General features: G+C 72.0%; 19 protein-coding genes. 14 read left to right on the forward strand and 5 right to left on the reverse strand.

Features of this window, described 5'->3' with window-relative positions:
• Window positions 1-3: 3 nt before the first annotated feature.
• Window positions 4-1,359 (reverse strand): glutamine synthetase family protein, encoded by a 1,356-nt coding sequence (locus ACWEKM_RS17360; protein ID WP_451622031.1) that lies wholly within the window; start codon window positions 1,357-1,359, stop codon window positions 4-6.
• Between the two features lie 340 nt (window positions 1,360-1,699).
• Here ACWEKM_RS17360 and ACWEKM_RS17365 point away from each other — a divergent pair, with 340 nt between their 5' ends.
• The 9 genes from ACWEKM_RS17365 to ACWEKM_RS17405 all read left to right on the forward strand — a co-directional run bounded on the left by ACWEKM_RS17365 (window position 1,700) and on the right by ACWEKM_RS17405 (window position 10,392).
• Window positions 1,700-1,888 (forward strand): ferredoxin, encoded by a 189-nt coding sequence (locus ACWEKM_RS17365; protein ID WP_451622032.1) that lies wholly within the window; start codon window positions 1,700-1,702, stop codon window positions 1,886-1,888.
• 3 nt (window positions 1,889-1,891) lie between these two features.
• Window positions 1,892-3,130 (forward strand): NAD(P)/FAD-dependent oxidoreductase, encoded by a 1,239-nt coding sequence (locus ACWEKM_RS17370; protein ID WP_451622033.1) that lies wholly within the window; start codon window positions 1,892-1,894, stop codon window positions 3,128-3,130.
• 10 nt (window positions 3,131-3,140) lie between these two features.
• Entirely contained in the window at window positions 3,141-3,947 is an 807-nt protein-coding gene (locus ACWEKM_RS17375; RefSeq protein ID WP_451622034.1) for an acetoacetate decarboxylase family protein, read from the forward strand.
• Window positions 3,948-3,984: 37 nt separating this feature from the next.
• Window positions 3,985-5,448, forward strand: a complete 1,464-nt coding sequence (locus ACWEKM_RS17380) for an aldehyde dehydrogenase (protein WP_451622035.1) — start codon at window positions 3,985-3,987, stop codon at window positions 5,446-5,448.
• Window positions 5,441-6,379, forward strand: a complete 939-nt coding sequence (locus tag ACWEKM_RS17385; protein WP_451622036.1) for a 3,4-dihydroxyphenylacetate 2,3-dioxygenase — start codon at window positions 5,441-5,443, stop codon at window positions 6,377-6,379. Before ACWEKM_RS17380 ends, ACWEKM_RS17385 begins: the two co-directional genes overlap by 8 nt.
• Window positions 6,380-6,389: 10 nt before the next feature.
• Entirely contained in the window at window positions 6,390-7,235 is an 846-nt protein-coding gene (locus ACWEKM_RS17390; RefSeq protein ID WP_451622037.1) for a fumarylacetoacetate hydrolase family protein, read from the forward strand.
• Between the two features lie 28 nt (window positions 7,236-7,263).
• A complete protein-coding gene (locus ACWEKM_RS17395) occupies window positions 7,264-7,878 on the forward strand; it encodes a TetR/AcrR family transcriptional regulator (protein WP_451622038.1) in 615 nt (204 codons plus the stop codon).
• 247 nt (window positions 7,879-8,125) lie between these two features.
• Entirely contained in the window at window positions 8,126-9,616 is a 1,491-nt protein-coding gene (locus ACWEKM_RS17400) for an aldehyde dehydrogenase (protein WP_451622039.1), read from the forward strand.
• Window positions 9,617-9,630: 14 nt separating this feature from the next.
• The gene (locus ACWEKM_RS17405; RefSeq protein WP_451622040.1) at window positions 9,631-10,392 is read left to right on the forward strand and encodes a gamma-glutamyl-gamma-aminobutyrate hydrolase family protein; all 762 of its coding nucleotides are present in this window, start codon (window positions 9,631-9,633) and stop codon (window positions 10,390-10,392) included.
• Between the two features lie 47 nt (window positions 10,393-10,439).
• Here the strand turns inward: ACWEKM_RS17405 and ACWEKM_RS17410 are convergent, their stop codons facing one another.
• Complete coding sequence (locus ACWEKM_RS17410; protein WP_451622041.1) at window positions 10,440-11,012, reverse strand: MarR family winged helix-turn-helix transcriptional regulator; 573 nt, start codon at window positions 11,010-11,012, stop codon at window positions 10,440-10,442.
• A 195-nt stretch (window positions 11,013-11,207) separates the two neighbouring features.
• Between ACWEKM_RS17410 and ACWEKM_RS17415 the strand changes: the two genes are divergently transcribed.
• The gene (locus ACWEKM_RS17415; protein ID WP_451622042.1) at window positions 11,208-12,161 is read left to right on the forward strand and encodes a HipA family kinase; all 954 of its coding nucleotides are present in this window, start codon (window positions 11,208-11,210) and stop codon (window positions 12,159-12,161) included.
• 204 nt (window positions 12,162-12,365) lie between these two features.
• On the opposite strand, the gene aceB is transcribed toward ACWEKM_RS17415, so the two are convergent.
• Window positions 12,366-13,991: a malate synthase A gene (gene aceB / locus ACWEKM_RS17420; protein ID WP_451622043.1), complete on the reverse strand. Its 1,626-nt coding sequence runs from the start codon at window positions 13,989-13,991 to the stop codon at window positions 12,366-12,368.
• A gap of 178 nt (window positions 13,992-14,169) precedes the next feature.
• On the reverse strand, window positions 14,170-14,778 hold the full coding sequence (locus ACWEKM_RS17425) for a nucleotidyltransferase family protein (protein ID WP_451622044.1): 609 nt from the start codon (window positions 14,776-14,778) through the stop codon (window positions 14,170-14,172).
• 234 nt (window positions 14,779-15,012) lie between these two features.
• On the opposite strand from ACWEKM_RS17425, the gene ACWEKM_RS17430 reads away from it, so the two are divergent.
• A complete protein-coding gene (locus tag ACWEKM_RS17430; RefSeq protein WP_451622068.1) occupies window positions 15,013-15,300 on the forward strand; it encodes a DUF5955 family protein in 288 nt (95 codons plus the stop codon).
• Window positions 15,301-15,631: 331 nt separating this feature from the next.
• Here the strand turns inward: ACWEKM_RS17430 and ACWEKM_RS17435 are convergent, their stop codons facing one another.
• Entirely contained in the window at window positions 15,632-16,426 is a 795-nt protein-coding gene (locus ACWEKM_RS17435; protein ID WP_451622045.1) for an IclR family transcriptional regulator, read from the reverse strand.
• Window positions 16,427-16,694: 268 nt separating this feature from the next.
• Here ACWEKM_RS17435 and allB point away from each other — a divergent pair, with 268 nt between their 5' ends.
• From allB to ACWEKM_RS17450, 3 genes are all read left to right on the forward strand, one after another.
• Window positions 16,695-18,035 (forward strand): allantoinase AllB, encoded by a 1,341-nt coding sequence (gene allB, locus ACWEKM_RS17440; RefSeq protein WP_451622046.1) that lies wholly within the window; start codon window positions 16,695-16,697, stop codon window positions 18,033-18,035.
• A gap of 90 nt (window positions 18,036-18,125) precedes the next feature.
• A complete protein-coding gene (gene alc / locus ACWEKM_RS17445; protein ID WP_451622047.1) occupies window positions 18,126-19,250 on the forward strand; it encodes an allantoicase in 1,125 nt (374 codons plus the stop codon).
• A gap of 331 nt (window positions 19,251-19,581) precedes the next feature.
• Window positions 19,582-20,208 carry a dihydrofolate reductase family protein gene (locus ACWEKM_RS17450; RefSeq protein ID WP_451622048.1) on the forward strand — a complete coding sequence of 209 codons (627 nt, stop codon included), beginning with the start codon at window positions 19,582-19,584 and terminating at the stop codon, window positions 20,206-20,208.
• The last annotated feature ends 208 nt before the right edge of the window (window positions 20,209-20,416 follow it).

Below are 20,416 nucleotides of genomic sequence, written 5' to 3' on the forward strand. Positions count from 1 at the left end.
GCATCACAGGTGGTAGGCGTACTCGGTGAACTCCCAGTCGGTGACATGCCGTTGGAAGCGTGCGACCTCGTCGCGCTTGTACGCGAGGTAGGAGGTGGTGAAGTCCTTGCCCAGCACCTCGGTGAGTGCGGTGTCCGCCTCCAGGGCGTCGAGGGCGTCGGGCAGGTTCATCGGCAGGACGGGGGACTTCGTGGTGTCGTAGCCGTAGCCTTCGAGCGGTGCGGGCGGCGCCTCGCCGGCCACCACCCCCAGCAGGGCCGCCGCGACCGTCCCGGCGATGAGCAGGTAGGGGTTGGCGCTCGCGTCGCCCAGGCGTAGTTCGAAGCGGGTGCCCGAGCCGCGCTCGGGCGGGATGCGGACCATGGCGCTGCGGTTGTCCAGCCCCCAGTCGATCAGCCAGGGGGCGAGGGTGTCGGGGCCGAAGCGCTTGTAGGAGTTGACGGTCGGATTGGCGAGCGCGGCCAGGGCGGGGGCATGGGCGAGGACACCGGCCACCGCGTGCTGTGCGACGGCCGAGAGGCCGTGCGGTGAGGACGGTGCGTCGAAGGCGTTCGCGTCTTCGTCGTCCACGCAGGACATATGCAGGTGGAAGCCCGAGCCTCCCACCCCGTTGAACGGCTTGGCCATGAAGGTGGCGAGGCGGCCCTCTTTGCGGGCGATTTCCTTGACCGCCGCCTTGAAGCGGAAGGCGCGGTCCGCGGCGGTCATGGCGTCCGAGTGGGTCAGGTTGATCTCGAACTGGGAGCCGTCGAACTCGTGGTTGCCGCTGCTGACGCCGATGTTCATGTCACGCAGCAGACGGAGGGTGCGCAGCAGGTGGTTGTCGCTGTCGGCACGCAGCCCCGCGGTGTAGACGACTCCCGCGACATCGCTGTAGCGGCGCCAGCCCGTGGGGGCGTCCTGAGCCGGGTCGCACAGGAAGTACTCCAGTTCGGGGCCCACCACCGGGTGCAGGCCGTGCTCGCGCCAGCGGTCCAGGACGGTGCGCAGCAGGTCGCGGGGGGACTCGGGGGCGGGCAGTCCGGTGGTCGGGTCGGTGACGTCGCCCAGGCAGGTGGCGACCCCGGGCTCCCACGGCAGGGCGGTCAGCGTGGTGAGGTCGGGGCGCACACAGATGTCGGGCAGGCCGGCGTCCAGGCCGCCGGGGACCGGGACCACATCGCCCTGGGGGCTGGTGTGGTACACGGCGCGGCAGAAGGCGAGGCCGTGGTCGCAGACCGAGGGCAGCTGGTCGAGTGGGACGTCCCGGCCGCGTTCGGTGCCGATGAGGTCGGGATAGGTCACCCGGACCACGTCGATGCCCTGGGCGGCCAGCCGCTCCATGTGGTGGCGGACGGGTGGGGTGTCGGATGCGCTCACCGGTGTCTCCTCTGGGGAAGGGGGCGCCTCCCAGGGCTCAGGGCGCTGGGGGAGAGAGGGAGGGGCGGCCTCGGACTGCGGATCTGGCAGGAAGTCGCCTTGTGGTTTGAGGTCAAACGGTAAGGATGGGCGTCACTTTCCCGCAAGGGTTCTGTCGCAGAAATTTATCCACCTGGATAGCTATTGACCAGGACGCCGCCCGCTCATACTTTGTTTGGAGCCAAACGAATTAGGGGTGAGGTGAACCGCACCCCTTTGACGGCAGGCCCCAGGGCCGGACCGTAGTCCGGGCCCCTTCTCCTCTCGCTCCGACGTCTACCCAGCATCAGGAGGACCGGCCATGAAGGTCGTCGTCGACATGAACAAGTGCCAGGACCACGGCCAGTGCGTCTTCGCCGCCCCGGACGTCTTCCGCTTCGACGACGCCGGACACCTGGCTTACGTCTCCGACCCCGGCGAAGCGTTGCGCGACGAGGTCGAGGAGGCCGCCGACGTGTGCCCGCTCCAGGCCATCCGGATCGAGGACTGAGCCATGAGCGCGACCGTTGTCGTGGCCGGTGCCTCCATGGCCGGCCTGCGCGCCGCCGAGCAGCTGCGCGCCGTCGGCTGGACCGGGCCGATCACCCTCGTCGGGGACGAGCCCCACATGCCCTACAACCGGCCACCGCTGTCCAAGGAGGTCCTGGCCGGCAAGGCATCCTTCGAATCGCTCGCCTTCCGGCCCCGGGCCGGCGTCGCGGACGTGCGGTGGCGGCTGGGCACCAGAGTCGTCGCAGCCGACCTCGACCGGCGTGTCGTGGACCTGGACGACGGGGAGACACTGCCGTACGACGGTCTGGTGGTGGCCACCGGCATGCGACCCAGGCGCCTCGGCTGCCCCGGCCCCGTCACCGGGCGGCACACCGTGCGTACCCGCAGCGACGCCCAGGGACTGCGGGAGGCGCTGACCCGGCCGGGCGCGCGCGTGGTCGTGGTCGGTGCCGGATTCATCGGCTGCGAGGTGGCCGCGACCGCCGTGACCCTCGGTGCCGCCGAGGTCACCGTCGTCGATCCGCTGCCGCTGCCCATGGTCGGACCCCTCGGTGAACTGCTCGCGACGGCGCTGCTGGCGCGCCACCAGCGGCAGGGCATCCGGTTCGCCCTCGGCACCGGCGTGACCGGGTTCCAGGGGGACGACCGGGTGACCGGCGTCGTCCTCGCCGACGGTACGGTCCTCGCCGCGGATGTCGTGGTCGAGTCGGTCGGCTCCCTCGCCAACACCGAATGGCTCGACGGCAACGGCCTCGACCTGACCGACGGCGTCCTCACCGATGAGCACCTGCGGGTCGGCGGCCGTCCCGATGTCGTCGCCGTCGGTGATGTCGCCCGCTTCCCCAACGCCCGGTACGACGGCGTGCCCCGCCGCGTCGAGCACTGGTCGATCCCGACCGACACCGCCAAGCACGCCGCCCGCGTGCTCGCCGCCCACCTGGACGGGGCCGGGCCGGACGGAGTCGGCCCGGACGGAGCCCCTGCCGGACTCACGCCGTTCGCCCCCCTGCCCACCTTCTGGAGCGACCAGCACGATTTCCGGCTCCAGTCCTTCGGCGCCCCCGCCCTCGGCAAGCAGGACGTGCGGGTGCTGGACGGCGACCCCGACGGGGACGTCCTGGTCGGCTACCACACCGACGGCCGGCTGGTCGGTGTCGTCGCCCTCGGCGGCCGGGCCACCGCGGCAGCCGCCGCCCGCTACCGCGCCGAACTGCTGAAGCAGCCCGCCCTCACCGCATAAGGAAACCCAAGTGACCAGTGTCCGTGGATACTTCCACCCCAAGACGGCGACGGGTGCCTCGTCGCTGATCCCCGCCCCGCCCTGGCACTACTCCGGCGACCTGCTCACCGTGGAGTACCGCACCGATCCGGCCCGGGTGCGGGAGCTGCTGCCCCAGCCGCTGGAGCTCGCCGACGAGGACCCCGGCGCGGTGGCTCTGATCTGGGCCGACTGGCAGTCCTGCGCCGCCCCCGGCGAGGAACTGCTCGACCCGGTGCGCGCCCAGTACAAGGAGGCGTTCGCGGTCGTCCGCTGCCAGTACCAGGGGCAGACCTACACACGCTGCGTCTACATCTGGGTGGACAAGGACTTCGCCATCGCGCGCGGACTGCACCAGGGCTACCCGAAGAAGCTCGGCTCGATCCACCAGACCCGCCCCCACCCCCATGGGCCCGCCCCCCGCATCGAGGCCGGTGCCCGCTTCGGCGCCACCCTCGCCGCCGCCGACCGGCGCCTCGCCCAGGCCGTCGTCACCCTGCGCGAGCCCGCCGAGACCAACGGCTTCGTCAACGGCCACCCGATGGCCCATCACCGCTGGCTGCCCTCCATCGAGAAGGGCAAGGGCCTCGCCCTCGACGAGCTGATCGAATCCGGCGCCGCCGCCTTCGAGGGCGGACAGCCCTGGGTGGGCGACGCCGACCTGGAGCTGTTCGAGGCGCCCACCGAAGAACTGGCCCGGCTGGAGGTCCGCGAGCCGATCGCCGCTTACTACCGGCAGGTCGGCGTGGTGTGGGACGGCGGCCGGCTGCTGGAGTCGAACACCTCCGGTGCCCAGTGAGCCCGTACCGCGCATCGATCATCAGGAGCCCCAGGACATGAGTGAACACATCAGCACCGTCGCCGGAGTCGCCGTCGACACCCGGCACTGGATCGGCGGTGAACGCGTCGCCTCCACCGCGACCTTCACCGACGTCTCACCCATCGACGGCAGCATCCTCGGCGAGATCGCCCGCGGCACCGCGACGGAGGCCGCGGCGGCCGTCGCCGCCGCCAAGGCCGCCTTCCCCGGCTGGGCCGCCACCCCGCGCGCCGAGCGCGCCCGCCTTCTGCACGCCATCGCCGACGGCGTCGACAAGCGCATCGAAGAGCTGTCCATCGTCGAAACCACCGACAACGGCGCCCTCCTGCGTTCGCACCGCCGCGGCGTCATGCCCCGGGTGGCGCACAACTTCCGCTTCTTCGCCGACTGGCTGCTGAAGCTGGAGCACGAGGACTTCGAGACCCGCGGCCACACCAACACCGTCAGCTGGGACCCGGCCGGCCCGAGTGTGCTGATCACTCCGTGGAACGCCCCGCTGATGCTGGCGACCTGGAAGATCGCCCCGGCGCTGGCCGCCGGGAACACCGTTGTCCTCAAGCCCGCCGAATGGACCCCGCTGACCGCCTCGCTGCTCGCCGACATCGCGGCCGAGGCCGGGCTGCCGGCGGGTGTCCTCAACGTCGTGCAGGGCTACGGCGCCGAGATCGGCGACGCCCTCACCTCCCACCCGGACGTCCGCCGGATCAGCTTCACCGGCTCCGTGCCGACCGCGCGGCACATCGCCGCCTCGGCCGCCGCCAACCTGACGCCGCTGAGCCTGGAACTCGGCGGGAAATCCCCGCTGCTGGTGTTCGCCGACGCCGATCTCGATCTGGCCGTCGACCTGGCGGTGGAGCAGTACGACAACGCGGGCCAGGTCTGCCTGGCCGCGACCCGCATCCTGGTCGAAGAGCCCCTCGCCGAGGAGTTCACCCGCCGGTTCGTGGCGAAGGCCGCGGCACTGAGGCAGGGCGACCCGCGGGACGCGGCCACCGACCTCGGCCCCAACATCCACCCCCGCCAGCTGGAGAAGATCGACGGGTTCGTGCAACGGGCGCTCGCGGCGGGTGCCCGCGCGGTCGTCGGCGGCCACCGGGGCGACGGCCAGTACTACGCGCCGACCCTGCTCACGGATGTCACCCAGGACTCCGAGATCGTCCAGGAGGAGGTCTTCGGTCCCGTACTGACGCTCCAGACCTTCACCTCCGAGGACGAGGCGATCCGGCTCGCCAACGACACCCGCTTCGGGCTGGCCGCCACCGTCGCCACCGGCGACCACGAACGCGCCGAACGCGTCACCGCCCAACTGGTGGCGGGCACCGTCTGGGTCAACTGCTTCTTCGTCCGCGACCTCCAGGCGCCCTTCGGCGGCAGCCGGCACTCGGGCGTGGGCCGGGAGGGCGGCACCTGGAGCTTCGACTTCTACTGCGACGTGAAGAACACCGTGACCGCTCCGAAGGGTTGGCAGGACCATGGGTGAGATCGTCGGGGCGGGGCTGCTCGCCCATGTGCCCACCATCGTGCTGCCGCGGGAGACCCGGCTGGAACTGAACGAGGGCAAGGAGATCACCCTCGTCACGGGTCTGCGGCAGCTGCGCAAGGACGTCTTCGAACGCGAGGACTACGACACCGTCGTCGTCCTGGACTCGCACTGGGCGACCACCGTCGAGTTCGTCGTCACGGCGCAGCCGCGCCGGGCGGGCCTGTTCACCTCCGAAGAGCTGCCGCGCGGCATGTGCCGGATGCCCTACGACTACCCCGGCGACGCCGAACTCGCCCGCAACATCGCGTCGTTCGCCGGCAAGCACGGCACCTGGATCACCGCGATCGACGACGCGTATCTGCCGATCTACTACGCCACGATCAACCTGTGGAAGTTCCTCGGCGAGGGCCTGCCTGACAAACGGTGGGTCACCATCGGCGTCTGTCAGACCGGCGACATGGAGGACCATCTGCGGCTGGGTCGGGCGCTGGCCGACGGTATCGCCGCCACCCCGGGCCGCCGGGTGCTGCTCATCGCCTCCGGTGCCCTCTCGCACACCTTCTGGCCACTGCGCGAGTTGCGCGACCACGAGTCCGGCGACCCGAGGCACATCTTCACGCCGGAAGCACGCGAGGCGGACTACGAGCGCATCGCCTGGTTCAAGGAGGGCCGCCACGACAGGGTCCTCGACACGATGGACGAGTTCTGGCGGTACAAGCCCGAGGCGAAGTTCTTCCACTACCTGATGTTGGCCGGCGCCCTCGGCGAGCAGGCGTGCACCGCCGGGGCCCGCCAGTACGGCGACTACGAGAACTCCATCGGCACCGGTCAGGTCCACCTCTGGTTCGACCGCCCCGCCGACGGCTGGACCGGAACCGGCCTGCCCACCCCCGCCCCGACCCCGCGCACCCCGCACAGCCGCAGCTAGGAGTCCCGCCATGCCCGAATACCGCCGCATCCTCCTCGACGGCGCCGCCGTCCAGGTCACCGTCGACGGGGACCAGCTCGTCGCCGGGGACGGCCGTAGCGTCAAGGTCGTGGACGCCCACCACCTTCCCCCGGTCGTCCCCTCCAAGGTCATCGCCGTCCACCTCAACCACCGCAGCCGTGTCGACGAGTTCCAGATCGGCCTGCCCGACACCCCCACCTACTTCCACAAGCCGATCTCGGCACTGAACAGTCACCGGGGCGCGATCGTCCGCCCCGATGGCTGCAAGTGGCTCAACTACGAGGGCGAGGTCGCCATCGTCATCGGGAAGCTCGCGCGCAACATCGACCCGGCCGACGCGGGGGAGTACATCGCCGGATACACCGTCGCCAACGACTACGGTCTGCACGACTTCCGGGACACCGACGCGGGTTCGATGCTCCGGGTGAAGGGCTCCGACACCCTGTGCCCGCTCGGCCCGGGCCTGGTCACCGACTGGGACTTCCACGGCAAGCGGCTGCGCACCTACGTCAACGGCGAGGTGGTCCAGGACGGTTCCACCGACGAGATGACGTGGGACATGCACTACCTCGTCGCCGACATCGCCCGCACCATCACCCTGTACCCCGGCGACGTGCTGCTGTCGGGGACACCGGCCAACTCCCGGCCCGTGCAGCCCGGGGACGTCGTGGAGGTGGAGGTCGAAGGGCTCGGCCGCCTCACCAACCACATCGTCACCGGCCCCACGGCCATCAGGACCGACGTCGGCGCCCAGCCCACCGAGTCCGAGGAGGTCCTGTCCACCGCCCTCGGCGGCGACTGGGAGTTCCGTGGCATCAGAGCGCCGAAGCGTTGAGCGAAGGGCCGGGGGTAGGGTCGATGGCATGACCGACTCCGTCGAGCACGCTCGCGAGAGGCGCACCCGCAAGCGCGTGAACCACTACGGGACGGGCCGGGTCGCCCTGCTGGACGCCGCCGTCCGCGTGGTGGCCCGCGGCGGACTGCGCAAGCTCACCTACCGGGCCGTGGCGGAGGAGGCCGGCGTCACCCACGGGCTGGTCGTGCACCACTTCGGATCGCGGGACACGCTGATCGAGGAGGCTGTCACCCACGCCGTGCGCACGTCCCTGAGTACCAGTGCGCTCGACACCGGCACGGGCAAGGCGGCCGACTTCGTCAGCGGGCTCACGGACATGGTCGAGTCCGACCCCGAGTTGCAGGCGTTCCAGTACGAGCTGCTGCTGGAGGCACGGCGCAGACCGGAGCTGCTGCCCCATCTGCGGGGCCTGTACGAGGAGTACTTCGAGGCCAGCCGACGGGAGCTGTCCCGGATGAGTCCCCTGCCGGTGAGCCGCGGACTGTCCCGGCTGGTCTTCGCCGCGCTGGAGGGACTGGTGCTGCACCAGCTGGTCTTCGGCGAGCGCGACGTCACCGAAGAGGCCCTGTCGGAACTGAGGACCTTGCTCGAAGGTCTGACCGAGGGCCCGGCCGGAGACTGACCCTTCCCTTCGTGTCCCTTTCTGTCCCTTTCCTGTCCTTCCCGCGCTCGGCCGCCCGTTCGGGCAGGCGGCACCGGCGGCGTCCGCAACGGCTCCGGCACCCCGGCCGCCCATGGGCCGGCCGGCGCCGTGATCCCGGCTCCGCCCAGGGCGCGTCGAAAGCGGGACGTTCCGCCCTGAACGGATGTCGACGCGGACGGCGCCCTTCTCTTCCGCACCCATGCACCGACGTGGTCTGGAGGACCGCATGACCGTTACCACCCACGCTGAATGGCTCAGCAGAGCCAAGGAGCTGGACCTGCCCGGGGCGCACCTCATCGACGGTGCCGAGGAAGCCGGTGGCGGCGGCACGTTCCGTGCGGTCTCGCCGCGCGACGGCCAGGTCCTGACCGAAGTCGCCGACGGTGGTGCGGCCGAGGTCGACGCCGCCGTCGCCGCGGCCCGCCGGGCGTTCGACACCGGCCCATGGCCGCGGCTGGCCCCCGGCGACCGGGGACGGACGCTGGTGCGCCTCGCCGACCTGCTCGAAGAACACCGGTCCGAGCTGGCGCTCACCATCAGCCTGGAGATGGGCAAACCCGTCACCGACGCCCACGACATCGAACTCCGGGCCGTCATCAACACCTTCCGCTGGTACGGGCAGCTCGCCGACAAGCTCACCGACGAGTCCCCGCACACCACACCGGACGCGCTCGCCCTGGTCACCCGGGAGCCATCCGGTGTCGTCGGTGCGGTCGTCCCCTGGAACTTCCCGCTCACGCTGGCCGGCTGGAAGGTCGCCCCCGCGCTGGCCGCCGGCTGCACGGTCGTCCTCAAACCCTCGGAGAACTCGCCCCTGTCGGCGCTGCTGCTCGCCCGCATCGCCCTGGAAGCCGGTCTGCCCCCGGGCGTGCTCAACGTCGTCAACGGCAACGGCCCGGTGGCCGGCCGGGCCCTCGGCCTGCACCCGGACGTCGACGTGCTGGCCTTCACCGGCTCCACCGCCGTGGGCCGCCACTTCCTGCGCTATTCCGCCGACTCCAACCTCAAGCGCGTCTGGCTGGAGCTGGGCGGCAAGTCGCCCAACATCGTCCTGCCCGACGCTCCCGACCTGGAGAAGGCCGCGGCGACGGCCGCCTGGGGCATCTTCTTCAACCAGGGTGAGATGTGCACCGCACCCTCGCGGCTGCTGGTGCACTCCTCCATCGCCGACCGGGTCACCGAGGCCGTCGTGGAGCGTGCACGCACCCTGCGGGTGGGCGATCCCCTCGACCCCGCCACCGAGATGGGCGCCCTGGTCGGAGAGCAGCACCTCACCCGCGTACTCGACCACGTCCGCACGGGATGCGAGGACGGCGCCCGCCTGCGCACCGGCGGCGCCCGGACGCGCACCGAATCCGGGGGCGTCTACATCGAACCGACCGTCTTCGACCGGGTCACCCCGGGCAGCCGACTGGCGCGCGAGGAAATCTTCGGGCCTGTGCTGTCGGTGCTCACCTTCGACGACGTCGACGAGGCCGTCGCCCTCGCCAACGACACCGAGTACGGGCTCGCGGCCGGCCTGTGGACCTCCGACCTGTCCACCGCCCACCGGGTCTCCCGGGCACTCAAGGCCGGCACGGTCTGGGTCAACTGCTACGAGGAGGGCGACCTGACCGTGCCCTTCGGCGGCATGAAGCAGTCCGGCAACGGACGCGACAAGTCCGTGCACGCCCTGGAGAAGTACACCGAACTGAAGAGCACCTGGATCCAGTTGTGACCCACCATCCACCTGTGACCCATCGCCCCCTCATCGCGATACCCGCCCGCTTCTCCGCCAGCACGTCGGCCCTGCGCTACGCGGCGGAGGTCACCGCCCGTGCCCTGATCGAGGCCGTGTGGCGGGCGGGCGGTGAGCCCGTCACCGTCCACCCGCATGCCCCGGACGGCACCGCCGACCCTTCGGAGGTCGCCGCCCGCCTCGCCCGATTCGACGGCGTCCTGCTCCCGGGCGGCGGTGACCTCGCCCCCCACCGCTACGGCGACGGGCACGCCCACGAGGCCGTCTACGACGTCGACGACCAGCAGGACGGCTTCGACCTGGAACTCGCCCGGCAGGCCCTCGTCGGCGGGCTGCCGATGCTGGCCGTCTGCCGCGGTCTCCAGGTGGTCAACACGGTCCTCGGCGGGACACTGCACCAAGACATGGGCGGCCCCGGACGCGAGCACCGCCACCTCCGGCACCCCGTCTCCTTCGCCTCGGGCTCGGCCCTGGCCCGCATCACCGGCGTCGACAAGGCGGAGGCGTCCTGCTACCACCATCAGCGCGTGGATCGGCTGGGGGAGGGACTGACCGTCACCGCCCGCGCCGCCGACGGGACGACGGAGGCGGTCGAACTCACCGAGCGCGACGGCTGGTTCCTGGCCGTGCAGTGGCATCCGGAGGACACCGCACACGAGGACCCGGCGCAGCAGCGCCTCTTCGACGGACTGGTGAGGGCCGCAGGCGGAAGTAGCCGAAAGGGAGCGGAAGTAGCTGGAGAGGAGTCGAAGTAGCTGAAGGGGAGCGGAGGTTGCTGAAAAGGAAAAGGAGCGGGGCCCGGTCAGCCCTTGGCGCGTCGACCGCTGCGGCGCGGCGTGGGCTCCGCTCCGTTCAACAGGGACCGGCGTCGCTCCTCGCCCCCCTCCTCGACCTGTAGGACCACGCGCCGCAACCCTTCGGCGAGGGTGCGGCACTCCGCGTCGCTCAGCTGGGCCGTGACGAAGGCTTCCTCGTCGTTGAAGGCGGGGAACACCCGGCGCATGAAGTCCTCGCCCTTTTTGGTGAGAGCCAGCAGCACCAGCCGTCCGTCGGTCGGGTGATCGGCGCGCCGCAGCAGACCGCGTGACTCCAGTGTGCGGGCCACCCCGGTCAGCGTGCCCTTGGAGATCCCCGCCTCCTCCGCCACGTGGCGGGTCTCGGACTCACCCCACACCCACACCACCCACAGCACCACAAAAGCGGTCCAGGTCAGATCCGCGCCACGCAACACGGAGTTCTCCAGGTGCTGACGCACCGCGGACGCGGCCCGGTAGATATTGGCCACCGCGGCCATCTGTTCCCGCCGGACGGGAATGCCACCGAGCTTCGCCTCCGCGAGCTTCTCCGCCTCGCTGATGGACCGCTGGCCTGGCACGGTGCCTCCCTAGCATCGTCGCCGGATCACGGGCTCGTACGGCCCGCGATCGTTCGGCACCAAATTGTACGGGCGCGCGACGACCGAGCCCCTGGCGATGCCGTCCCCGCAGCGCCAGGGCGGCTCCGCCCACGGCTCCGGCCCGAGCCGCACCAGATGAGGATTGGCAGGTCAGGGGGCGTGTAGCCTGGGAAAATGTTGCGTGAGGTCACTGCGACCCGTTATGTCGCGCCGCTGCGCGAGGGCGGCTCCGTGCCGGGAATCGTCGAGGCGGACGACTGTGGGACGTACGTCGTCAAGTTCACCGGCTCGGCGCAGGGGCGCAAGGCGCTGGTCGCCGAGGTGGTCGTGGGCGAGCTGGCGCGGGCCCTCGGGCTGCGCTTCCCCGAGCTGGTCCTGGTGCGCTTCGATCCGGCGATCGCCGCGCACGAGCCGCACCAGGAGGTACGCGACCTGCACGGCGCCAGCGCCGGTGTCAACCTCGGCCTGGACCATCTGCCGGGCGCGCGGGACTTCACCCCCGAGGTGGCGCGGACCTTCCCCATCGACCCGTTGGAGGCGGGCCGGATCGTCTGGCTCGACGCGCTGACCGTCAACGTCGACCGCACCGTGCACAGCTCCAACCTGATGATCTGGCCGACCCTGGGCATCGCACCGCCGCGGCTGTGGCTGATCGACCACGGCGCCGCCCTCGTCTTCCACCACCGCTGGGACGGCGCGGACCCCGCGAAGGCGTACGACTTCCGGCACCACGCCCTCGGCCGCCTCCGCGTCCCCGACTCCGCCGGGGCACCGGAGACGTATGCCGCGCCGGACGTCCGCGCGGCCGACGCCGAACTGGCGCCCAGGGTGACGCGTGACCTGCTGTGCGAGGTCACGGCCGCGGTACCGGACGCATGGCTGGCCGGGGAGCCCGGCGGCGCGACGCCGGACGAGGTCCGGCAGGCGTACGTCGACCATCTGCACGCGCGCGTGCGGGTGTCACCGGCATGGATTCCCACGGACTTCCCCACCGGGGAGGAACGCGACGCCGAGGACGCCCGTCGGGCGGCGCGCACCCGGGAAGGGCGTCCGACGTGGCTCAAGCAGGTCCCCGACCTGCACGGCAGACCGGGAGCGGAACAGGACTGGTCGGCGCATCTGGGATGACCCGGCGGATGGAGATCGGGTAGCGCACCGGATGCCGATGGCTGCCCCGCGCCGCCCGGCCGGCCCGGGAACCGCTCACGGCCGACGGCGGTGCGGCGGCCCGTATGCGACCGAGTGGCCCCAGGCACGTCCCTCGCCACTCGCCCCTGGGTCACTCGTCCCTGGGCCGCTCGGACGGCTGAGGGCGGGCGTCCGCGGCCGGCCTCAGCCCGCCAGCTGCTCGTACGCCGGGAGCGTCAGGAAGTCCGCGTAGTCCTCGTCGAGGGCGACCCGGAGCAGCAGGTCGTGCGCCTGCTGCCAGTGGCCGGCGGCGAAGGCGTCCTCGCCGATCTCGGCGCGGATGTCGGCCAGTTCCTCGGCGGCGACCTTGCGGGCCAGTTCGGGGGTGGCCCGCTCGCCGTTCTCGAACTCGACGCCCGCGTTGACCCACTGCCAGATCTGGGAGCGGGAGATCTCGGCGGTGGCCGCGTCCTCCATGAGGTTGAAGATGGCGACCGCGCCGAGGCCGCGCAGCCACGCCTCGATGTAACGGATGCCGACCTGCACGGCGTTGACCAGGCCCGGGTAGGTCGGCTTGGCGTCCAGGGTGTCGACGGCGATCAGGTCGGCCGCCGTGACATGGACGTCCTCGCGCAGCCGGTCCTTCTGGTGCGGCCGGTCGCCGAGCACCCGGTCGAAGGACTCCAGCGCGATCGGGACCAGATCGGGGTGGGCGACCCAGGAGCCGTCGAAACCGTCGTTCGCCTCACGGTCCTTGTCCGCCTTGACCTTCTCGAAGGCGACCTTGTTGACCGCCTCGTCACGCCGTGACGGGATGAACGCGGCCATGCCGCCGATCGCGTGGGCGCCGCGCTTGTGGCAGGTGCGGACGACGAGTTCGGTGTACGCGCGCATGAACGGGGCCGTCATCGTGACGGCGTTGCGGTCCGGCAGGACGAACTTCGGCCCGCCGTCCCGGAAGTTCTTGATGATCGAGAACAGGTAGTCCCAGCGGCCCGCGTTCAACCCGGAGGCGTGGTCGCGGAGTTCGTAGAGGATCTCCTCCATCTCGTACGCGGCCGTGATCGTCTCGATGAGAACGGTGGCGCGGACGGTGCCCTGCGGGATGCCGACGTAGTCCTGCGCGAACACGAACACGTCGTTCCAGAGGCGGGCCTCCAGGTGCGACTCCGTCTTCGGAAGGTAGAAGTACGGGCCCTTGCCGAGGTCCAGCAGGCGCTGCGCGTTGTGGACGAAGTACAGGCCGAAGTCGACCAGGGCGCCGGGCACTTGGGTGCCGTCGGCGTCGACCAGGTGGCGCTCGTTCAGATGCCAGCCGCGCGGGCGCAGCACGACCGTCGCCAGCTCGGCGTCCGGGCGCAGGGCGTACGACCTGCCGCTGCCGGGGTCGGTGAAGTCGATGTTCCGGGTGTACGCGTCGATCAGGTTGACCTGGCCGAGGACGACGTTCTCCCAGGTGGGCGCGGAGGCGTCCTCGAAGTCCGCGAGCCACACCCGCGCGCCGGAGTTGAGCGCGTTGATGGTCATCTTGCGGTCGGTGGGGCCGGTGATCTCGACCCGGCGGTCGTTCAGGGCCGCGGGGGCCGGGGCCACCTGCCAGGAGTCGTCCGCGCGGATCGCGGCGGTCTCCGGGAGGAAGTCGAGCGTGGAGGTCCGGGCGATCTCGGTGCGGCGCTCCGCCCGGCGGGCGAGAAGCTCGTCACGGCGCGGCGTGAAACGCCGGTGCAGCTCGGCCAGGAAGGCGAGCGCCGCGTCGGTGAGGACCTCCTCCTGCCGGGGCAGCGGCTCGGCGTCGACGATGGCCAGCGGGGACGGCGCTGGTGCGGACATGAGCGGTCACTTCCTTCAGCGGTGGCACCGGGTGCCGGTCGTCGTTCCGTGAGGCCCGTGGAGCGCGGTCGGGCGCTTCTAGAAAATGGATACTAGTTTCCTCATTGTGGAACTTCAATGGTTTGTTGATGTCGAGATTCTCCGGGGCGGGGCAAGCCGGCGCTCGGTGCCACGCCGCTCACTCGAGGTGGACCAGGTCGGCCTCCGTGTCGATGTCGTACGGCCGTGCCACGTCCCCGCACTCGACGAGCGTGATCGCCTCCTCGTGCGCCTTCAGGTAGGAGCGGGCGCCCCGGTCCCCGGTCGCCGCGGCGGCGATGCCCGGCCAGTGGGCGCGGCCGAGCAGGACCGGGTGACCGCGCACGCCGGCGTAGGCCGCGGAGACGAGGGATGCCTCGTCCCGGTACGCGGCGCGTACCCGGCCCACCGCCTCGGCCCCGATGCCCGGCTGGTCGACCAGCGAGACCAGGGCCGCCCGGGTGCCCGTGCCGACGAGCGAGTCCAGCCCGGCCCGCAGCGAGGAGCCCATGCCCGCGGCCCAGTCCGGGTTGTCCACGAGCACACAGCCGCCGAGGTCGGCCCGCTCCCGCACGGTGTCCGCCGCGGCGCCCAGGACCACGTGGACGCGTGCGCAGCCGGCCGCGCGCAGCACGGCGACCGCGTGCTCCACCAGCGGCCTGCCCCGGTGTTCCAGCAGCGCCTTGGGCCGGCCGCCGAGCCGTCGTCCACCGCCCGCGGCGAGCAGCAGCCCGGCGACCGCGGCCCCGTTGCCCTGGTTGTCCGTCATAGGTCCTGCATACCCGACGCCGGGAGTGGCGCCCCCGACGCCGGGAGAGGCGCCCGGTGCCGTGGGACTGAATATCGGCCCGCGGAGTGGCGCGGCGCGCGTCGGGTGGCGTTTACTGGCCCGCGTCCCCGGCACCCGACCGGCGCCGCGGGCACCGGGCTGGGGCCGCGAGGGGTACGCGCCCCGCGGAGCGAGAGGGGGAGGGCCGTGTTGCGGAGTCTGGGGCAGATGCCGATGACCGGCAGCGACGAGGACACGAGGGTGGCGGAGCTGCGGATCGCGGTCTCCCGGCTGCGGCGGGAACTCGCCGCGCACCCGGCCGAGTTCCGGGACCGCGCGATAGCCGAGGACGAGCTGGCGGTGCTGGCCGCGATGACCTCCGACGGCCACCCGGAGATCCCGCGCCTGCGTCGCTCCCTGCTGCTGATCGCGGGCGCGATCGGCTCGGTGAGCGCCCTGGCACATGGGCTTTCGGAGGTCCGCGCGGCGGTGGACCTGTTCGGGGAACCACCGCGGAGCTAGCCCGCCGCAGAGCTGGACGCTGCGGAGCCGGCCCGGGGGCGCCGACGCGGTGTCGTCCCGCTCGCTCCTCGGTTGGCGGCGGCCCTCGCTCGTGGCGCCTGCCGGGATGGGTGTGGCCCGCCCAGGGGGCCGAGTGGGGCGAGGTGCGGCCGAAAGCGGCCCGGTCATCGGCGCGGTCGATGTGGACGCGGCCCGGTCGGCCATGCCGGGCAGGCCCGACATCGCGTCCGGTGGCGGCATGGCGTCGAAGCCATCGTCCATGCGTCCACTCGCCGTGCTCTGCGTCTTCTGCCGCGGGCCCGGCCGCGGCGTCGTGCCTTCCCGGCCGCCGTCAGGAAGTCGAGTCGGCCAGGGAGCGGGACAGTTCCGTCGCCACCTGCCGGAGCACCGGCACGATCTGCTCCGTCGCCGCATCCGTGACCCGGCCCGCCGGACCGGAGATCGAGAGGGCGGCGGCCGTGGGGGAGTCGGGCACCGGGACCGCGAGGCAGCGGACGCCGATCTCCTGCTCGTTGTCGTCGACCGCGTAACCGAGGCGGCGCACATCCGCCAGGGCGGCCAGGAAGCCGTCCGGCGTGGTGATGGTCCGCTCGGTGGCCGCGGGCATGCCGGTGCGGGACAGGAGGGCGCGCACCTCGTCGTCGGGCACGGCCGCGAGCAGCGCCTTGCCCACCCCCGTGGAGTGCGGCAGCACACGCCGGCCGACCTCGGTGAACATGCGCATCGAGTGCTTGGACGGCACCTGCGCCACGTACACGACCTCGTCCCCGTCCAGCAGCGCCATGTTCGCCGTCTCGCCGGTCTCCTCGACCAGGCGCGCCAGATAGGGGCGGGCCCAGGTGCCGAGCAGCCGGGAGGCGGACTCGCCGAGCCGGATCAGGCGCGGTCCGAGGGCATAACGGCGGTTCGCCTGCTGGCGGACGTAACCACAGGACACAAGCGTCCGCATCAGCCGGTGGATGGTCGGCAGCGGCAGCCCGCTGCTCGCGGACAGCTCGCTCAGGCCGACCTCGCCGCCGACGTCCGCCATCCGTTCCAGCAGGTCGAAGGCGCGCTCCAGGGACTGGACCCCACCGCTGGCGGACTTGACGGAGTCGGTGGTGCTGGCGCTGGACGACGGCGGCACGGCGCGTTCCTTTCGACTGGCGGGAAGTCAGAAGCCTACCGGGGCGGCCGGTTGACTCGCCGCTGGTGCAGAGCTAGGTTCTGCTCATCGGAATTTTAATTCCGCTAAGTGGAAAGGTCTAGTGTGGGTGCTCGACGCGCCCTGCCTCGAAGCGTGCCCTTGACGCCGACGGGGTGGGAGTGAAGACTCCTTCAACAGATCGTTGAATTCCGTTACGTGGGCGTATATCCCGTTTCCTGGCAGTGAACGGTGGCGGAGAGGGGTGCGGGTGTCCGACGCTGAACTGGTGCTGCGCTCGACGCGCGTCATCACCCCGGAGGGGACGCGGGCCGCCTCGGTCGCCGTCGCCGCCGGCAAGATCACGGCCGTACTGCCGTACGACGCGCCCGTGGCCGACAGCACCCGCCTGGAGGACGTCGGCGACCACGTCCTGCTGCCGGGCCTGGTCGACACCCATGTGCACATCAACGACCCGGGCCGCACCGAGTGGGAGGGCTTCCGGACCGCCACGCGCGCGGCCGCGGCCGGTGGCATCACCACCCTCGTGGACATGCCCCTCAACTCCCTGCCGCCGACCACCACGGTCGGCCACCTCCGCACCAAGCGGGCCGTCGCCGCCGATCAGGCCCATGTGGACGTCGGCTTCTGGGGCGGCGCCCTGCCCGGCAACGTCAAGGACCTGCGTCCGCTGCACGAAGCCGGGGTCTTCGGCTTCAAGGCGTTCCTGTCACCGTCCGGCGTGGACGAGTTCCCGCATCTCGACCAGGACGGGCTCGCCCGGTCGCTGGCCGAGATCGCCTCCTTCGACGGCCTGCTGATCGTGCATGCCGAGGACCCGCACCACCTGTCCGCCGCCCCGCAGCACGGCGGCCCGAGGTACGCCGACTTCCTCGCCTCCCGCCCGCGCGAGGCCGAGGACACGGCCATCGCGCGGCTGATCACGCAGGCCCGACGGCTCGACGCGCGCGTGCATGTGCTCCATCTGTCGTCGAGCGACGCGCTGGAGCCGATCGCCGCCGCCCGCGCCGACGGCGTACGCATCACCGTGGAGACCTGCCCGCACTACCTCACCCTGACCGCCGAGGAAGTCCCCGACGGTGCCAGCGAGTTCAAGTGCTGCCCGCCCATCCGCGAGGCCGCCAACCGGGACCTGCTCTGGCAGGCACTGGCCGACGGCACGATCGACTGTGTCGTCACCGACCACTCGCCCTCCACCGCCGCCCTGAAGACGCCCGACTTCGCCACCGCCTGGGGCGGCATCTCCGGCCTCCAGCTGAGCCTGGCCGCCGTCTGGACCGAGGCACGGCGGCGCGGCCACGACCTGGCGGACGTCGTGCGCTGGATGTCCGCTCGCACGGCCGCGCTCATCGGCCTCGACGCCCGCAAGGGCGCCATCGCCGCGGGCCGCGACGCCGACTTCGCCGTCCTCGCCCCGGACGAGACCTTCATCGTCGACCCGGCCCGCCTCCAGCACCGCAACCGGGTCACGGCGTACGCCGGCAGGACCCTGCACGGCGTCGTGAAGTCCACCTGGCTGCGCGGCGAACGCATCGTCGCCGACGGCGAGTTCACCGATCCGAAGGGCCGTCTGCTGAGCCGTACTCCCTGACCTGTACCCCTGTGCCGTCCCACCCCACCCCACCCCGCACCCGCACCCGTCCCCGCAGTGGCCGACTCCCGGAAGGAACCCCTGATCACCGTGACGGCGATTCCCCGCTTCACCGGCGACGCACACCCCTACGGAGGCGGTGACCCGTACGCGGACTACCGCACCGCCGACTTCCCCTTCAGCCACCACGCCGACCTCGCCGACCGCCGGCTCGGCGCCGCGGTCATCGCCGCCAACGACGAGTTCTTCGCCCAGCGGGAGAACCTGCTGCTGCCCGAGCGCGCCGAGTTCGACCCCGAGCACTTCGGGCACAAGGGCAAGATCATGGACGGCTGGGAGACACGCCGTCGCCGTGGCGCCGACGCCGCCCACCCCTGGCCCGCCGCCGAGGACCACGACTGGGCGCTGATCCGGCTCGGCGCGCCCGGCGTCGTGCGCGGCATCGTCGTCGACACCGCGCACTTCCGGGGCAACCACCCGCAGGCCGTGTCCATCGAGGGCGCCCGCGTGCCCGGCTCCCCGTCGCCCGAGGCCCTGCTGTCCGACGACGTGAAGTGGACGACGCTCCTCCCGCGCACCCCCGTCGGCGGCCACGCGGCCAACGGCTTCGAGATCGCCGTCGAACAGCGCTTCACGCACCTGCGGGTCAACCAGCATCCGGACGGCGGCATCGCGCGCCTGCGCGTGTACGGCGAGGTCGTGCCCGATCCCGCGTGGCTGGCCGTGCTCGGCACCTTCGACGTGGTCGCCCTGGAGAACGGCGGCCGGGTCGAGGACGCCTCCGACCGCTTCTACTCGCCGGCCACCAATACCATCCGGCCGGGCCGCTCCCGCACGATGGACGACGGCTGGGAGACGCGCCGCCGCCGCGACCGGGGCCATGACTGGATCCGCTACCGGCTCGCCGCCCGGTCGGCGGTCCGCGCGGCCGAGATCGACACCGCCTGTCTCAAGGGCAACAGCGCCGGCTGGGCGTCGGTGTCCGTGCGGGACGGCGAGGGCGGCGCGGGCGGCGAGTGGACGGAGATCCTTCCGCGCACCCGCCTCCAGCCGGACACGAACCACCGCTTCGTCCTGCCGGAACCGGCCGTCGGTACCCACGCGCGCGTGGACATCCATCCGGACGGCGGCATTTCGCGGCTGCGCCTGTACGGCTCCCTGACCGACGAGGGCGCGGCCCGCCTGGCGGCCCGCCACCAGGAACTGGACGGCTGAGCCCCACGGCCACCCACCTGCGTAGGCCGACAGCACGCGACCCGTCCGGAGCCCGCGGCCGAAGCCGTGCGGGCCGTGCGGGCCGTGCGGGCCGAGCGGGCCGAGCGGGCCGAGCGGGCTTCGTGGGCGCAGTCCCCGGGGGGGCGGACACCACAGCGCGCCCGCGCGCCGAAGCGGCCGGACCCGCAGCACCGTGGCCCAGGGCGGCGACAAGCAGGGGCGGACGGGCGGGCTGTTCTCGATGTGTGCCGGGTGGGGCGATGAGTTGCGGGGGCGCGCGGGGTCTTCAGTGTTGACAGCAGATCCCCGTACCAGAAAGCAGGAACCCGCCATGGGCAAGCTCGTCTCCACCCTCTTCGTCAGCCTCGACGGCGTCTACCAGGCACCCGGCGGCCCGCGCGAGGACACGCGCGGCGGCTTCACTCAGGGCGGCTGGACCTTTCCCTACGGGGACGCGGACTCCGGCGGGTTCATCTCCGAGGTCTTCGACCGCGCCGGTGCCTTCCTCCTCGGCCGCCGTACCTACGACATCTTCGCCGCGCACTGGCCGCGGGTGACCGACCCCGCCGACCCGATCGCGTCCCGGCTGAACTCCCTGCCGAAGTACGTCGTCTCCGCGACCCTGGACGCGCCCGGCTGGTCCGGCACCACCGTGGTCCGCGGTGACCTCGCCAAGGAGGTCACCGCCCTCAAGGAGCGGACGGACGGCGAACTCCAGGTGCACGGCAGCGGCGCCCTGGTCCGCTCCCTGCTGGACCTCGGCCTGGTCGACACCGTCAACCTGCTGACCTTCCCGGTCGTCCTCGGCGCCGGTCACCGTCTGTTCACGGCGGGTGCGACCCCGACCGCCTTCCGCCACACCGCCGGACGCGTCACGGCCGCGGGCGTCTCGATCCAGACGTACGACGCCGCGGGCCGCCCCGAGTACGGTTCGTACGCGCTGGACGAGGACGCCTGACCGTCCGTTACGCGAGACGACGCGCCCCGCGCGGCGCGTCCGCATGCTGACCGAAAGCCGGTGGCCGTCCCCCGCACCGGCCCAGGTCCCCGCCCGCGCCCGACGGGCGTCTCGGTCTGCCGGACACACCTCGCCCCGCGGCGGGTGCGTGTGGGGGGACCGCGGGGCGGGGGTGTGTGCCTCGATGCGCCGGTCAGGCGCGGTGAAC

This window comes from Streptomyces sp. NPDC004752, assembly GCF_053601275.1.